Origin of the sequence: Caloramator sp. CAR-1, assembly GCF_030546345.1 — a bacterium.
GTDB lineage: Bacteria > Bacillota > Clostridia > Clostridiales > Caloramatoraceae > Caloramator > Caloramator australicus.
Genome location: NZ_JAUONW010000010.1, coordinates 58,247 through 74,728 on the forward strand (window position 1 = coordinate 58,247; position 16,482 = coordinate 74,728).

20 protein-coding genes are annotated in these 16,482 nt (G+C 31.3%); 1 reads left to right on the forward strand and 19 read right to left on the reverse strand.

Going from position 1 to position 16,482, the window contains the following annotated elements; genetic code table 11:
- Window positions 1-84 precede the first annotated feature (84 nt).
- The gene (gene rpmB, locus Q3V94_RS03420; protein ID WP_274767751.1) at window positions 85-276 is read left to right on the forward strand and encodes a 50S ribosomal protein L28; all 192 of its coding nucleotides are present in this window, start codon (window positions 85-87) and stop codon (window positions 274-276) included.
- Window positions 277-302: 26 nt separating this feature from the next.
- Here the strand turns inward: rpmB and Q3V94_RS03425 are convergent, their stop codons facing one another.
- The 19 genes from Q3V94_RS03425 to Q3V94_RS03515 all read right to left on the reverse strand — a co-directional run.
- The gene (locus Q3V94_RS03425; protein ID WP_303525144.1) at window positions 303-467 is read right to left on the reverse strand and encodes a hypothetical protein; all 165 of its coding nucleotides are present in this window, start codon (window positions 465-467) and stop codon (window positions 303-305) included.
- An 11-nt stretch (window positions 468-478) separates the two neighbouring features.
- Window positions 479-637, reverse strand: coding sequence for a hypothetical protein (locus Q3V94_RS03430; protein WP_303525146.1), 159 nt, complete (start codon window positions 635-637; stop codon window positions 479-481).
- 61 nt (window positions 638-698) lie between these two features.
- Complete coding sequence (locus tag Q3V94_RS03435; RefSeq protein WP_274767753.1) at window positions 699-1,334, reverse strand: thiamine diphosphokinase; 636 nt, start codon at window positions 1,332-1,334, stop codon at window positions 699-701.
- Window position 1,335: 1 nt separating this feature from the next.
- A complete protein-coding gene (gene rpe / locus Q3V94_RS03440) occupies window positions 1,336-1,989 on the reverse strand; it encodes a ribulose-phosphate 3-epimerase (protein WP_008909446.1) in 654 nt (217 codons plus the stop codon).
- Window positions 1,986-2,867 carry a ribosome small subunit-dependent GTPase A gene (gene rsgA / locus Q3V94_RS03445; RefSeq protein ID WP_303525148.1) on the reverse strand — a complete coding sequence of 294 codons (882 nt, stop codon included), beginning with the start codon at window positions 2,865-2,867 and terminating at the stop codon, window positions 1,986-1,988. Before rsgA ends, rpe begins: the two co-directional genes overlap by 4 nt.
- A gap of 14 nt (window positions 2,868-2,881) precedes the next feature.
- Window positions 2,882-4,558 (reverse strand): Stk1 family PASTA domain-containing Ser/Thr kinase, encoded by a 1,677-nt coding sequence (gene pknB, locus Q3V94_RS03450; protein WP_303525151.1) that lies wholly within the window; start codon window positions 4,556-4,558, stop codon window positions 2,882-2,884.
- A complete protein-coding gene (locus Q3V94_RS03455; protein WP_008909443.1) occupies window positions 4,555-5,280 on the reverse strand; it encodes a Stp1/IreP family PP2C-type Ser/Thr phosphatase in 726 nt (241 codons plus the stop codon). Before Q3V94_RS03455 ends, pknB begins: the two co-directional genes overlap by 4 nt.
- An 11-nt stretch (window positions 5,281-5,291) precedes the next feature.
- Complete coding sequence (rlmN, locus tag Q3V94_RS03460) at window positions 5,292-6,311, reverse strand: 23S rRNA (adenine(2503)-C(2))-methyltransferase RlmN (protein WP_303525156.1); 1,020 nt, start codon at window positions 6,309-6,311, stop codon at window positions 5,292-5,294.
- Between the two features lie 5 nt (window positions 6,312-6,316).
- A complete protein-coding gene (gene rsmB, locus Q3V94_RS03465) occupies window positions 6,317-7,657 on the reverse strand; it encodes a 16S rRNA (cytosine(967)-C(5))-methyltransferase RsmB (RefSeq protein WP_303525157.1) in 1,341 nt (446 codons plus the stop codon).
- A 9-nt stretch (window positions 7,658-7,666) separates the two neighbouring features.
- On the reverse strand, window positions 7,667-8,353 hold the full coding sequence (locus Q3V94_RS03470) for a zinc metallopeptidase (protein ID WP_303525158.1): 687 nt from the start codon (window positions 8,351-8,353) through the stop codon (window positions 7,667-7,669).
- Window positions 8,354-8,365: 12 nt separating this feature from the next.
- A complete protein-coding gene (gene fmt, locus Q3V94_RS03475) occupies window positions 8,366-9,295 on the reverse strand; it encodes a methionyl-tRNA formyltransferase (protein ID WP_303525159.1) in 930 nt (309 codons plus the stop codon).
- A complete protein-coding gene (def, locus tag Q3V94_RS03480) occupies window positions 9,295-9,747 on the reverse strand; it encodes a peptide deformylase (protein WP_008909438.1) in 453 nt (150 codons plus the stop codon). Before def ends, fmt begins: the two co-directional genes overlap by 1 nt.
- Before the next feature lie 14 nt (window positions 9,748-9,761).
- Entirely contained in the window at window positions 9,762-12,176 is a 2,415-nt protein-coding gene (gene priA, locus Q3V94_RS03485; protein ID WP_303525163.1) for a primosomal protein N', read from the reverse strand.
- A 31-nt stretch (window positions 12,177-12,207) separates the two neighbouring features.
- Entirely contained in the window at window positions 12,208-13,401 is a 1,194-nt protein-coding gene (coaBC, locus tag Q3V94_RS03490) for a bifunctional phosphopantothenoylcysteine decarboxylase/phosphopantothenate--cysteine ligase CoaBC (RefSeq protein ID WP_303525165.1), read from the reverse strand.
- 15 nt (window positions 13,402-13,416) lie between these two features.
- Entirely contained in the window at window positions 13,417-13,647 is a 231-nt protein-coding gene (gene rpoZ / locus Q3V94_RS03495) for a DNA-directed RNA polymerase subunit omega (RefSeq protein ID WP_008909435.1), read from the reverse strand.
- 3 nt (window positions 13,648-13,650) lie between these two features.
- Window positions 13,651-14,259, reverse strand: a complete 609-nt coding sequence (gene gmk / locus Q3V94_RS03500; protein ID WP_274767759.1) for a guanylate kinase — start codon at window positions 14,257-14,259, stop codon at window positions 13,651-13,653.
- 18 nt (window positions 14,260-14,277) lie between these two features.
- Window positions 14,278-14,562, reverse strand: coding sequence for an extracellular matrix/biofilm regulator RemA (gene remA, locus Q3V94_RS03505; protein WP_008909433.1), 285 nt, complete (start codon window positions 14,560-14,562; stop codon window positions 14,278-14,280).
- 15 nt (window positions 14,563-14,577) lie between these two features.
- The gene (locus Q3V94_RS03510; protein WP_303525169.1) at window positions 14,578-15,456 is read right to left on the reverse strand and encodes a YicC/YloC family endoribonuclease; all 879 of its coding nucleotides are present in this window, start codon (window positions 15,454-15,456) and stop codon (window positions 14,578-14,580) included.
- Between the two features lie 176 nt (window positions 15,457-15,632).
- Window positions 15,633-16,482, reverse strand: an 850-nt coding sequence (locus tag Q3V94_RS03515) for an ISLre2 family transposase (protein WP_303525171.1), incomplete at its 5' end; no start/stop codon positions are given.

The window sequence follows — 16,482 nt, forward strand, 5'->3', positions numbered from 1 at the left end:
TCGGACTTGTAATGTTTTCTAGTTTCTGTTAAAATAATAAAGGTCTTATAAATGAAGTATTGTTCTTATTAAGGAGGTGCCACAATGTCTAGAAAATGCGAAATTTGCAATAAGGGGTTAGTTTTTGGAATTCAATATAGCCATTCCCATCGTAGAACAAACAGAACTTGGGCTCCAAATCTTAAGAAGGTAAAAGTTATTATAAACGGAACTCCAAAGAGAGTTTACGTTTGCACGAGATGCTTACGTTCTGGAAAAGTGCAAAGAGCTTTATAAAAAAATGTGCTTTTAAGCACATTTTTTTATCTTTTTAAAAAATACCACGATAAATATATTAAGCAAGCACCTATAATAATGATCCAAATCCAAAAAGGTATAATAACAGCCAATAGCATCCCAAACCCAATGCCAAGTATTATAATGGCTAAAACATCGATTATTTTTAGTTTTATTTTGTCTTTTAGCATACTTTCCTCCATTAACTATTACTAAAGAAAAAAAGGCCAGAATATATCAGTCCTATTCCAAGTAAAACAAGCCAAATCCACACCGGCATCCAAGCAATAATTATAAACATCCCCATTAAAATCAATAATATCCCCAATATTTTTGATTTTTCCCTTTCATTTTTTATCATATGATCACCATTTTTATTTTATATATTCATTATATGTAAATCCTAATAAAGTTGATACTGCTTATATCTTTTTAAATATCAATACTTCTCCATCTCCAACCTTAATTTCGCATTGCCTATCGATCATTACATTTGATATACCTAGTGGTCTTCCAAAATCAATAGTAGTATTCTCTAATCTATACATTAGCCCCTTAGAATACAGACCCTTTGCAGACTTATATATAGGAATAATTGATAAAGTATCACCAATTTCTCCTTCTATTTTTATAAAATCTTTGCACAAATAAATATAAAAATCATCAGTAACGATATAACCCTTTGCATTATTTTCATATATATAGTGTAGAAGATATAAATTTGCCAATGTGTGGTCAATCCTTCCGCCTACCCCTCCTAGTATACATATTTCATCGCATCCTTGTTCGATAGCTTTATTTATACAAAGCTCTGTATCAGTATAATCCTTTTCTTTAGGATATCTAATAACTTCCACACCTTTGTCGATAAAATAATTTAAAACTTCAGTTTCAATGGAATCAAAGTCCCCAATTAAAAAATTAGGAATAATGCCTAACTCATAGGCATAATTCCCTCCTCCATCAGCACATAATATAATACTTGCTCCCTGAATTTCTTTTTGTAATAAAGTAGAATTATTTATCCTACCAAAGTTAAAAATTAATGCTTTTTTCATCCTAACCACCGATTTCCTTAAATTTCCTAACTGTTTTTTCTACATCATCTGAACAAAAAATAGCAGAGCCAGCAACAATCACATTGGCACCTGAATTAACAACATCTCTCAAATTATTTAAATTTATACCACCATCAACTTCAATATCGATATTTAACTTCCTTTTTTCTATCATTTGTTTTAAATTTTTAATCTTACTTATGGCATAAGGTATAAATTTTTGACCTCCAAATCCAGGATTAACGCTCATAATGAGAACCATATCAAGATTTTCTAAAACATAGTCTAAAACTTCCAATGGGGTCGCTGGATTTATTGCAACACCAGCTCTTTTCCCAAAAGATTTAATTAAATTAACAGTTCTATCAAGATGAATACATGCTTCCTGATGAACTGTAATTATATCTGCTCCAGCTTTTACAAAATCCTCTATATACTTATCTGGATTTTCGATCATCAAGTGCACATCAAATATTAAACTCGTTAATGGTCTTATGGCTTCAACTACAAGTGGACCAATTGTTATATTAGGAACAAAATGGCCATCCATAACATCTATATGGACATAATCTGCTCCAGCCCTTTCAATTCTTTTAATTTCTTCTCCCAATCTGCTAAAATTTGCTGAAAGTATTGAAGGTGCTAACTTCATCATCTAGTGTTCCTCCTATTTTCAAGTATTTCATTTAGAAAATCTAAATAATTATTATATCTAATTCTACATATGTTTCCTTCTTCTACATTTTCTATTATAGCGCAATCCTTTTCTTTTACATGTAAACAGCTTGAAAACTTACATTGACCAATAAAATTTCTAAATTCTTTAAAATAATACTGCAAATCATTTGGTTCTATAAATGACAAATCTAAGGTGGAAAAGCCTGGTGTATCTACTAAATACGTCTCATCATCTATTCTGATTAGCTGTGCATGCCTTGTAGTATGTTTTCCTCTCCCTATTTTTTCACTTATTGCTCCCGTTTCCATCTTAACCTTATCTTGAAGAGAATTAAAAAGCGTAGATTTTCCAACTCCTGACGGCCCTGCAAATACGGTTATTTTGCCTTTTAAGAAGGCTTTTAACTCTTCTAAACCTTCTTTTTTTAAAGCATTTGTTTTTATTACTTTATATCCTGCTTCTGTGTAAATCGAATACACCTTTTCAAATTTGCCATCTTCATCTAAATCAGATTTATTAAAGCAAATGAGACAATCTAAATCCTTTTCTTCAACATGAACCAATAATCTATCTAAAAGTGTAAAACTAATATCAGGATCCTTAAGAGCAAATACAACAACTACTTGATCTACATTAGCAACTGGTGGCCTTATAAGTTGGGATTTTCTTTCTTTAATTTCTTTAATAAGCCCCTGCGAATTATTGATTTTTTCAATATAAACCCTATCACCAACTAAAGGAGTTAAATTATCTTTTCTAAATTTTCCTCTTGCTTTGCACTCAATTAATTCTCCATTCTGCAATTCAACATAGTAGAATCCACCTATACCTTTTACAATGATACCCTCCTGCATAAGTTCCTCCTTTATTATTGGTTGTCATTTTCCTGTTGCTGAAGATTATCATCTAATTTATTTACAGTAACATTTATTAACGTTCCCTGTCTAACTTCAACACCATCCACTACACTTTGCAATATAATTTCTCCGTCTTTATAGTTAGGATCATATCCATAGTTTACAATTCCAAGGTTTAATCCAGACAATTTTAATGTTTGTTTTGCCTGCTCCAAACTCATACCAAGTAGGTTGGGAACTTTAACTATTTTAATTTGTGGCCCATCGCTTAAAATTATATCAATTGCAGTTCCTTCTTTAACCTCAGAACCTGATAATGGATTTTGATCAATAATAAATCCTTTTTGTACTTCATCACTATATTGTTTTTCAATATTACCTAAAGTTAATTTGTATTTCCTTAACAGAGTTTCTGCATAGGTTAAATCTAATCCTTTAAGATCCGGAACAGCTACCATCTTCGGGCCCGAACTTACTATAACCTTAACAACAGAATTTTCTTTAACCGTGGTTCCTTCTTCAGGAATGGTAGATATAACCGTCCCTTCTGGCAAATCACTGCTTTGTGTTCCTTCTATTTCCATAATCAACTTATTACTTTCAAATATTTTGCGTGCTTCTTCTTCACTTAATCCCACTACATTAGGCACTTTTACATCTTTTATAACAAAATACTTATTAAAAACAAAATATCCTAACGCTGTTATGGATAAGAATAATATAATAACTATAGATATAATTAAAGGCTTCTTATTTCTTTTACCTTTGGCTTTACTTTTATTTAATTCATCTTCTATGCTTTCTTGGGAAATTATTCTAGTTTTTTCTATGTCATCACCTTTATTTAATAGGGAAATTCCAGGATTATTGATTGCTCTATTGATATCCATAATAATTTCTTTTGCATTTTGATATCTTCTTGTCATATCCTTTTGCATCATTTTAACGACAATATCATTTACTGCTATTGGAATATTGGGATCAACCTTTATAGGTTCCTCTATTTCATCCTGTATATGTTTTATTGCTATAGTTATTGGACTTTCTGCATCATAAGGAGGTCTTCCAATAAGCATTTCATAAAATACAACCCCAAGGGAGTAAATATCAGTTCTATGGTCGCTATATACACCCCTTGCCTGCTCTGGTGATAAATAATGGACAGACCCCATAACCTTTCCAGTATTTGTTACTGTGTTAAAGGTTGATGCCCTAGCAATACCAAAATCGGTAACTTTTATAATGTTATCTTCTGTTATTAAAATATTATGTGGCTTTACATCCCTATGGACAACACCATTTTTATGTGCATGATCAAGGGCTTGGGAAATTTGTAAAATAATCCTTAATGCTTCATCATATTTAATTTTACCCTTTTCTTTGATATAATCCTTTAACGTTTTTCCCTTTATATACTCCATAACAATATAATTTAACCCATCATTTTCGCCAACATCAAATATGCTAACTATATTAGGATGGGATAAGCTTGCTGCGGCCATAGATTCTCTTTTGAATTTGCTTAAAAATTCTGTATCGTTTGCAAATTCTGGTCGTAATATTTTTACTGCTACAAATCTATTTAATAAAGTATCCTTTGCCTTAAAAACTAAAGCCATTCCTCCGTCGCCAACTTTTTCAAGAAGGATATATCTATTGTTAAGTATCTTGCCACTTAATTCCTTCATCTCCCATCCTCCTTTCTTGCAATAACCACAGAAATGTTATCAGATCCTCCCCTATCATTTGCAATTTCAATTAGCATTTCTACTGCATCTTCTTTTTTGTCATTAACAATTTCAAATATCTCTTCCTTTGATAGATAGGAAGTCAAACCATCGGTGCATAATAAAATTAAATCGTCTTTATTAAAATCTACTACGATAACGTCAACAATTACATTTCTCTCTAATCCTATAGCCCTTGTTATAAGATTTTTCTTTGGATGATTTTCTGCCTCAATTTCTGTAATTGTTCCATTTTTAACCAGTTGCTGAACAAAAGAATGATCCTCAGTAAGTTTTCTAATACCATCTTTGTTTATTAAATAAGCTCTGCTATCTCCAACATGGCCGATATAAGCTTTATCAAAAACCATCAAACAACATGTTAGTGTTGTTCCCATGCCACTTAACTGATTTGCATCTTTGGATTTCTCATAAACTCTTAAATTAGCCTCAAGCATAGCATCTCTTATCAATTCTGTTTTATCGTTATATTTATTGAAATTATTAAAGACAAAATCTCTAAGAGCTAATGAAGCTAATTTACTTGCTACCTCTCCTGCATTATGTCCTCCCATTCCATCTGCAACAGCAACAAGTGCATAGCTGTTGGATCTTAACATAATAACATAGTCTTCGTTTAGCTCCCTTGCCTTACCAATATCAGTTTTGCATTTGATATACACACAACCACCCCTTAAGTAAGAAACCTTCTTCTTAGTTGCCCACATGCAGCATCGATATCAGTTCCAAGCTCCCTTCTTATAGTTGTATTAATACCGTGGGATTCTAAAATGTCCCTAAAATTTTCTATCCTTTTTCTATCAGGTCTTTCAAAATTTCTTTCGCTTACTGGATTAACTGGAATCAAATTCACATGACATAAAAGTCCTTCTAATCTTTTAGATAACTCTTTTGCATCCTCAATTGAATCGTTGATATCCTTAATCAACGCATATTCAAAGGTTATTCTTCTATTGGTTTTTTCAACATAATATCTGCAAGCTTCTAACAATTCGTTCATACTATACCTATTTGCAATCGGCATGATTTTCTTTCTTTTGTCATCGTTTGGAGCATGTAAAGATATGGCTAATGTAAGTTGTAATCTCAAATCAGCTAAACGTTTTATTTCAGGAACTAAACCGCATGTCGATAACGTTATATGTCGCATTCCGATATTTAAACCTTCTTTGGAATTAATAAGTTCTAAAAATTTTAAAACATTATCAAAATTATCTAAAGGCTCTCCTGTTCCCATTAAGACAATATTTGAAATCCTGATATTTTGGTCCTTAGAAATTGCTAAAACTTCCCCAAGCATTTCACCAGGTGATAAATCTCTAATTTTCCCACCAATAGTAGATGCACAAAAGGAACATCCCATGTTGCAACCTGCTTGTGTTGAAATACATACCGAATTCCCATAGGAATATCTCATTAAAACAGCTTCAATAAGATTACCATCCTTCAATCTTAATAGGTATTTAACTGTGCCATCTGACGATTCTTGCTTAGCTTCTATAAAAATATTCTTAATTATAAAGTTCTCCTTTAACTTATCCCTAAGTTTTTTAGGAATATCTGTCATTTCATCAAAATCTTCTATCCCGATGTTTATCCATTTTAAAATCTGCTTAGCCCTAAATTTAGGTTCCCCTAAAGAAACAATAAATTCTTCGATTTCCTTTAATGATAAATCCCTGATATCATACATTGTAATCACCATAACCTTTTTAATTTGCAAATAAAAAATCCATCAGTATTATTTATATTGGGATATAATCTTAAATAAGTTCCATCGATTAGGCTGTTTTTAAATTCAATAGGAACTAATTCACTAATATTCACTAATTCAAAATTAGTGTTTTCATTTAGAAACTTTTCAATAATTTGCTCATTTTCATCCTTTGTAATTGTGCAAGTACTATATAGGATCTCTCCATTAATCTTAACATATTTAGATGCATTCTTTAACAATATAGATTGAATTTTAGTAAGATCCTTTATATTCTTCAAACTTACATTCCATCTAATTTCAGGCTTTTTTCTAATAAGCCCCAAGCCAGAACAAGGGGCATCTAAAAGGATCTTGTCAAAGTTATTTTCAAATTCTTTATAAAAAACAGTTGCATCTTTTAACATCGGCTTTATAATGTCTATTCCTAATCTTTTTGAATTTTCATTAATTAGATTTATTTTATGCTCATGGACATCAAAGGCAATTATTTCTCCCGTGTTTTCCATAAGCTCTGCCATGTGGGTTGCTTTACCTCCAGGTGCAGCACACAAATCAATAACCTTTTCTCCTGGTTTTGGGTTTAAAATTATCGAAGCCATCATAGAGCTTTGATCTTGCACATAAAAGAGTCCATCTATAAACTCCTGCATCTTTTCTATTTGGCCTACTTCCTCTATTATCAGTGATTCCTTTAGTTGTCCATCTTTTACTTTTATTCCTCTACTTATAAGTTTTGCCTTTAAGTTTTCTTTTGAAGATTTTAATGTGTTTACCCTAACTGTCAATTCAGGTGCTTGATTGTTTGCATCCATTAAATGGATTAAAAAATTTTCATCAAAATATTTAATGAAATAATCTATAAACCATTTAGGATGTGAATACTTAATGGACAAATATTTAGTTTTATCTTTTTCGTTTATAATGTCAAATTCCTGTTTATTTCTTATAATGTTTCTTAAAATACCATTAACAAAGCCGGATAATCTTGGTGCTTTTAATTTGCATAAAACAACAGATTGATTTACTGCTGCAAATTCAGGAACTTTATCCATTAAAAATATCTGATATACTCCAATCCTAATGCAATTTAATGCCCATACATTTAAATCCTTTAAGTCTTTTTTGGAAAATTTTTGAATTAAATAATCTATCTTAAGCTTCCATCTTAAAGTTCCATATACGATCTCTGTTGCAAAAGCTCTATCTAATGATGATAAATTGTATTTCTTAAAATATTGATTAAGCCTTATATTTGAAAAGACTTTCTTTTCATCTATTTCACTTAATATCTTTAGAGCTACATATCTAGCTTTGTCCTCCATATTTTCCTCCTAATCTCTGTCCCTTGTAATAAAAAGCAATCTGAGAAGTTGAGAAATTGCCATTAAGGTTGCAGCAACATAAGTAAGTGCAGCTGCATTTAGAACCTTTTTTGCGCCTTTTAGTTCATTTTCAAAAAGGAGTCCATTGCTGTCTAGTTCAATTAAAGCCCTTGAACTAGCATTGAATTCAACAGGTAAAGTAATAATTTGAAAGGCTACAACAGCTGTAAACAATAAAACACCTAACCTTGCAAGTCCCATAGCCCCCATGAATAAACCTAATAATATTAATATCCATGACAAATTAGAACCTATATTTGCTACAGGAACTAAGGAATTCCTTATCAATAATGGAACATACCCTTTATTATGCTGAATTGCATGCCCTGCCTCATGGGCTGCAACTCCAATAGATGCTATTGATGTGCTGTAGTAAACATCCTCTGACAGCCTTAAAACTCTTTGGGAAGGATCATAATGATCGGTTAACCTGCCTGGAATAACAACTATCGGAATATCATAAAGTCCATTTCTATCCAATATTATCCTGGCTGCCTCAGCTCCTGTTAATCCTCTTATTGAAGCAACTTTTAAATATTTAGAAAATGTCATTTGAATTTTACTTTGAGCATAAAAAGCTAAAAGCAAAGCCGGAACTAAAAATATAAACGTAGGATCATAAAAACCATAATACATACGTATCCCCCTTTACTCTACGATACTTCCAACTTCTATTTGATGTCCATTCAAATAAGAGTCTACAGACATGCGTTTGCCACCCATCTCCTGCAGCTCAGTTATAATTATTGAGCCTTCTTTACAAGCGATTTCAATGCCGTCCCTTGTAACATTAAGTATCTTACCTGGAATATCGCTAATATTATTATTTCCAATTTTAGCTTTCCATATTTTTATCATATTGTTTTTATAATAGAAATAAGCCCCTGGCCAAGGTAATAATCCCCTAATAAGATTATAGATTTTATTGTTATCCCCATCCCATTTTACATGTCCCATTTCCTTAGTAAGCATTGGTGCATAACTTGATAGGGAATCCTCCTGTTTTTGAGGAACAATGCTTCCCTCTTCAATTTTTTTCAAAGTTTCAATAAGCAAATCTGCACCAATGATCATCAATCTATCGTGCAATTCTCCTGCTGTTTCATCATCTTTTATCTCGATTTCCTTTTTTAAAAGCATATCACCAGTATCTAAACCTACATCCATAAGCATCGTAGTAACTCCAGTTGTTTTAAATCCGTTTATTATAGCCCAATTGATAGGTGCAGCACCTCTTAACTTTGGGAGCAATGATGCATGGACATTAATACACCCATATTTAGGAATTTCAAGTATCGCTTTTGGTAAAATCTGTCCGTATGCAACTACAACGATAACATCTGGATTTAATTTTTTAATTAAATCAATTACTTCATCGTTATTTCTTAATTTTTGTGGTTGATATACTGGAATATTATTTTTAAGTGCAACCTCCTTTACAGGTGGAGGTTGCATTTTTTGTCCCCTTCCTTTAGGTTTATCCGGTTGAGTAAACACTGCCAAAACTTCATGATTTTTAATCAAATTATTCAAAGTTGGCACAGCAAAGTCAGGAGTTCCCATGAAAATTGTCCTCATTAGATCACCTCATCACTCTCTATTCTATCTATATAAAGCACTCCGTTTAAATGGTCGATTTCGTGGCATATTGCTCTTGCAAAAAGATCTTCTGCATCTAAAATTACTTCCTCTCCTCTTTCGTTCAATGCTTTAACTTTAACTTTTTTAGGACGTTTTACAGTTCCACTTCTGTTTGGAATACTTAAGCATCCCTCTTCGTCCACTTGTTCTCCTTCCTCAAAAACAATTTCTGGGTTAATAAGTTTATAAAGTCCTTCACCAACATCAACAACTATTATTCGTTTTAAAATTCCAACTTGAGGTGCTGCAAGTCCCACTCCATTTGCTTCATACATGGTATCCACCATGTCATCTATTAAAGTCAAAATTTTATTGTCGATTTTTTCAACAGGTTTGCTTATCTTCCTTAGAACATCATCCCCAATTGTTCTTATCCTTCTAATTGCCATATAATTACCTCCTATCAAAGCATATTGTTTGGATTTATATCCATCGAAAAAGAAATCGGACTATTTCCTAATTCATTATACAATATTTTGTTTATTTTATAATAATATTCTACCACTTTACCTTTAAAAATCATATTCCATCTAAAAGTATTCTTTATTTTAGAAATATGACAGGGCGATGGTCCTAAGATTTTTACATCTTCGTGTTTTAGGGCTTCTTCAAAAATATATCGCAATTTATTTGAAGTCTTTATTAGCTCATTTTCATTTTGAGATGTTAGTAAAACATATATTATATCGGTAAAGGGAGGGTTATTCATAATTTGTCTCATTTTTATTTCATACTCATAAAAATTTTTAAAATCATGCTGACTTGCAAATTGAATTATAGGATTTTCTGGATCATACGTTTGAATAATAACTTTACCTAATTTATCTCCTCTACCTGCCCTTCCCGAAACCTGGGATATAAGTTGAAATGTCCTCTCTGCTGATTTATAATCTGGCAAATTAAGAATGGTATCTGCTGTGATAATGCCAACTAAAGTAACGTTTTTAAAATCCATTCCTTTAGCAATCATTTGGGTCCCAATTAATATATCCGCTTCACCATTTTTAAAGGCTTTATAAATTTTTTCATGGGCGCCTTTATTTTTTGTTGTATCCATGTCCATTCTTAATACGCGTGCATCTGGAAAGTATTTTAATATTTCATTTTCTATCTTTTCTGTTCCGGCTCCAAAGTATTTAATATATTTGCTTCCGCATTTAGGACATACATTGGGAATATTATAATCCTTACCACAATAATGGCAATTTAAGGTATTATTATAATAGTGATATGTTAATGTTATATCACAATCGGAGCACTTAGCAACATATCCGCAGGATCTACAGGAAACGAAGGTCGAATAACCTCTCCTGTTTATAAATAGAATCGTTTGATTTCTTTCTTGTAAATTAATAGAGATTTCTTCTAAAAGTTTTTTACTAAAAACACTTCTATTACCATTTTTTAATTCTTTTTTCATATCAACTATAGTGACTTCTGGGAGAATGTTGCTATTTGCCCTTTTTAATATTTCAATTAGATGATATTTGCCATTTTTAGCATTATAGTAACTTTCTAACGATGGTGTTGCAGAACCTAATATTAATAAACCATTGGTTGCCTCAATTCTTAGTTTTGCTACATATCTTGCATCATATTTTGGAGTTATTTCAGATTTGTAAGTATGTTCGTGTTCTTCATCAATAATAATCAGTTTTAAATTTTTTACTGGAGCAAAAACTGCAGACCTTGCTCCAATAACCAAACTTACTTCTCCATTATAAATTCTTCTCCATTCATCAAAGCGTTCTCCTTCAGAAAGCCTACTATGTATAATTGCTACATTTGAACCGAACCTTCCTTTAAATCTTTCCACCGTTTGAGGAGTCAGAGAAATCTCTGGGACTAAAACTATTGCCCCATAACCATTTTTTAGAAATCTTTCTATCAAAGAAAGATAAATTTCTGTTTTTCCTGAACCAGTAACCCCATAAATTAGTGAGGTATTCTTTCCGTTATTATAAGCAGCTAAAATCTCATCTATTGCTTTTTTTTGTTCTAAATTTAATTCGATTTTATTATATTTATACTCTTCATTATATGGGTTTCTAAAAACCTCAACGTATTCCTTTTTAATTAATCCTCTATTAATTAATGTATTTAATACTGAGGAAGAACAGTTATTACTACTTTTCAACACTCTTGATGATAAAGAACCATTATTATTTATTAATTGATTTAAAGTCCAGATATGTTTTTCATACCTTTTAGAATTTTTATTTACTTCTATAAAATTATAAGCATCATTTATATCAACTAAACTGTATATAAGTTCCTTTTTAGGTTTTACCATTAAATCTATAGTTTCTTTAATTTCAATTAAGCCTTTTTTATAAAGATTTAAAAGCTGCGTCCTTTTAATGCTGTATCCAATTAATTTTTCTATTTTTTCTAAAGGAACAAATTCATTCTCAATATACCTTAAGAATTCATATCTTTGTTCATACTTTTCGTCAAATTTAAATCTTTTAACATAAATTTTTGTTTTAACATTATTGGGAGGCAAGAACAATTTAATAGCTTCAAACAAAGTGCAAAGATAACGTTCTTTAATTTTTATTGCTATTTCGATCGTTTTATCATCAATAATTATATTTTCATCTAATATATCGTATATTTTTTTGAGTTCATTCTCAACACCTGAATATTCCTTTATATTTAATACTAAACCCTCTACTAATTTATTTCCTAATCCAAAGGGGACGATAACTCTTTTCCCTCTTTCAACTAAATCATCAAACTCTTCAGGCACTATGTAATCAAACTCTTTATCAAGTTCTTTAAGATTTGTATTTAATATAATAGAGGCTATTTTCATGCAAACCCTCCTAAAAGAAATAAAAAGCGCCTTAGCGCTTAACTTTTAATTCCAAGATATAATTTAATATAATGTTTGCTAGTTCCTCCTTTAACATATTAGGAAGCTGAATAATTTGTCCATCATTCTTAATAATCTTAACAGTATTTGTATCATGATCAAAACCTGAATTTTCTTCTGTTACATCATTAGCAATTATCATATCTAAATTTTTTCCTTCTAATTTAAGCTTTGCATTTTTAATTAAATCGTTTGTCTCTGCTGCAAATCCAACAAGTATCTGCTTAGATTTTGCTTTTCCCATCTCCTGTAAAATATCTTTATTTTTTATTAACTTTAATTCAAAGGAATCTTCTGTTTTCTTTATCTTAACCTTGCTTGTCCCTTCAACTTTATAATCGGCAACTGCAGCTGCCTTTATAGCAATATCAACTTCTGGATAATATTTCATTACTTCTTTAAACATTTCCTCTGCTGTCTTTACTCTAATGACTTTTACACCCACCGGTGGTGCTATATTAGTAGGTCCTGTAATTAAGATTACCTCTGCACCTCTGTTTCTAGCTGCTCTTGCAATTGCATACCCCATTTTTCCTGATGACCTATTAGATATAAATCTTACAGGATCAATATATTCAACAGTTGGACCTGCAGTCACAAGAACCTTTTTGCCTAAATAGTCTTTTTTCTTTTCAAGAAGCATTTCAATATAATCAAATATCAAATCAATATCATTTAACTTGCCCTTTCCTACATATCCGCAGGCAAGCCTTCCTTCTATCGGTTCTATAATATGATAACCGTATTGTTTTAATATTTGGATATTCCTTTGAACTATAGGGTTTTCATACATATTAACATTCATTGCAGGTGCTATTAAAACAGGTGCCTTTGTTGCCATGACTGTTGTAGTAAGCATATCATCGGCTATACCATTAGCAATTTTACCTATAACATTTGCAGTGGCAGGAACAATTGCTAAAACATCCGCCTTATCAGCCAATGAGATATGTTGTATTTCCCAGCTCTTTGGCTCTAAAAACATGTCAACTATAACCTGGTTTTGACTTAAAGACTGAAAACTTAACGGAGTTACAAACTTTGTAGCCGATTCTGTCATTATCACATCAACATTAATATCCTTTTTCCTAAGTTTACTTACTAAGTCAAGTGCTTTGTATGCGGCTATACCTCCCGTCACACCCAAAACAACATTTTTAGACATACTAACACCTCAACATTACTTAATTCCGGTTTTAACAGCGTGATATTTGATTTTCCCCTTATTGATTTCATGAATTGCAATTGTAACAGGTTGATTAGAATCAACCTTAACTAAAGGTTCTTCCCCTGCAACTAATTGTCTTGCTCTTTTTGCAGTAACAACAACCAAAGAGTATCTGTTATCTATTTTTTCTAAAAGCGATAATATAGGTGGATTAATCATTGAGCTTTCTTTACTAATATGCATACATTATCCCTCCTGCTCAAAATATCCTGCTCTTAACATTCTATTGCACTTGCATTTTTCTGCAACAATTATACATTCAATCTTTTTAACAGCCTCATCAACATAGTCATTAACAACGGCATAATCATATTTAGACATATATTTTATTTCTTCAAATGCCGCTGTAAATCTTGTATTTAAAGAATCTTCTGTTTCAGATCCACGTTTTATTATTCTGTTTTTTAGTTCCTCCATAGATGGTGGTAAAATAAATATAAACACTCCTTCTGGATATCTTTCTTTAACCATTAGAGCCCCTTGAATGTCAATTTCCAATATAACATCATTACCCTTTTTAAGTTCCTCTTCCACATATTTTCTGGGAGTTCCATAATAGTTACCATAGACAGTAGCATATTCTAAAAACTCATTTTTTTCTATCATATCTTGAAATTTTTCCTTTGATACAAAATAATAGTTAATACCTTCCCTTTCACCTTCTCTTGGTGATCTTGTGGTGCATGAAACAGATATCTTTAAATCCTTATTCTTTTGTAACAAAGCTTTACATATTGTTCCCTTCCCCGCACCTGATGGACCTGAAATTACTATTAATAATCCTTGCCTTTGCATCATATACTCCTTTCTTTATTATTCTTCATCATCTTCAGTATCTTCTATATCCTCCTCAACATCCTTTGATGTTAGTCTATGAGCCACCGTCTCAGGTTGAACAGCTGACAAAATAATGTGGTCACTATCTGTAATTATAACAGCCCTTGTTCTTCTACCGTAAGTTGCATCAATAAGCATACCTCTATCCCTTGCTTCTTGAATTATCCTTTTTATTGGTGCAGATTCTGGGCTTACAATGGCCACAAGCCTGTTGGCGGAAACTATATTTCCAAAGCCTATATTTATTAGTTTTATACCCATACTTTAACCTCCTAATTATTCTATATTTTGAACTTGTTCCCTAATTTTTTCTAATTCGCTTTTTATATCTATAACTAAATTTGCTATACTTAAGTCATTTGCCTTTGAGCCTATAGTATTTGTTTCTCTATTCATTTCTTGTATTAAAAAATCCAGTTTTCTTCCGACAGCTTCATCGCTTTCTAAGGATAATCGTAATTGTTCAATATGGCTTTTTAATCTCGTTATTTCTTCATCAATATTAACTTTATCAGCAAAAAATGCTACTTCATTTAACAACCTAGACTCATCTATTTCTACATCCTTTAAAAACTCAGAAACCCTTAATTTTATCTTTTCTCTATACTCATCAATTATACTAGGACTTCTTTTTTCTATCAAATTCACCTTTTCACTTATGATCATACATCTTTCTAAAATATCTTGTTTTAATTTTAAACCTTCTTTAGTTCTCATGTCAATAAATACAGATAAAGCTTCATCTAAAGCTTTTTTCATAGTATCCCAAACTATTTCGACATCATCCTCATTTTTTTCGATAATAATTACGTCAGGTGCCTTAGCAAGAAGTGAAAGAGTAATCTCCTCTTGAAGATTGAATTTCTTTTTAAGCTCAGAATAAACATTATAATAATAACTTGCTACCTGTTCATCTAAAACAACTTTTATATCGTCATCACTAAATTTTTCTTGACTTACAAAGACATCTATTTTCCCTCTAGATACCCTTGAAGATATGTATTTTCTTATGTTATCCTCTAAAGATATTAAATGTTTTGGTAGCCTTATGTTAATATCTAAATATCTATTGTTTACTGATTTTAACTCAATTACAAATCGTCTATTATTTTCTTCACATTCTCCTCTTCCATAGCCAGTCATACTTTTTATCATATTTTTCACCTACCGTTAGTATATAAATATATTACATTCTTCCTAATTATACATAATAATATATCATTTTTTCAAGTTCAAATTAAAATTTGATAGTGTCAAGATATTGTAGGTTAATTTTTATAGACAACCCCTTAAATTAGCTAGTTTCAAGGCGTTTGTTAAATTTAAAAAACTTAAATTATATTTTCATATTTTATTGATTTTAATATCCTGTAAATTGGCGTTACTTTCCCTATGTTCAATATCGTTATATTATTCATAACTTCACGTGAAGATTTATTTATCTTTCTTATCGCTTCTTTTATTTTCTTCTTACTTACCTTGAAGGCTTTTTCATCTTCCTTAAACACACTTATTTCCCTTAAATTTCCTCCATTCTTGCTAAATACCCTTAGCTTTGCCATTATCTTTAATCCTTCCTTGCTCCATCCTAATGGCCTGCTGCTTAATCTCGCCGATAATACATGGCTTACATGCCCTTCTGCGCTGCATCCTATTACATCATCGTCATCTTTATATATTTCTATCCCTTCCCAGTTGTTTAATATATACCTTCTTACTTCTTTTATCCTTTCTTTTTCTGTATTAGTTTCTGCTTTACTTGCAAGCTCCTTAAATATTTCCCTTAAACCCTTCTTATCTCCTTCATTTATGGCTTTCCATATCTTTTCCCTATATTCTTCTCTCTTTGCTGTCCCTCTTATTATGTATTTGTTTAAATGATATCTGTCTAATACAAATTTCGCTTTTGGAATCCACTCTATCCCTTCCTTTATCCATCTTGCCCCATCCCCTGCTATATATATCTTTTCTATGCTCTCTATTTCATAATTCTCATACACATAATTCGCTACATCTATCCATATTTCTTCTGCTTCTACTCCTACGTATGCTTTGTAATATACATTTTTTAATTCATTCCTTCCATTCCTCTCTTGCCTTCCTTCATGAACATAGACAAGCCTTGGCATCTCCTTTTTGCCATTCTGCAGTGCAACATGATCTTCATCCGCTTCTATGTAT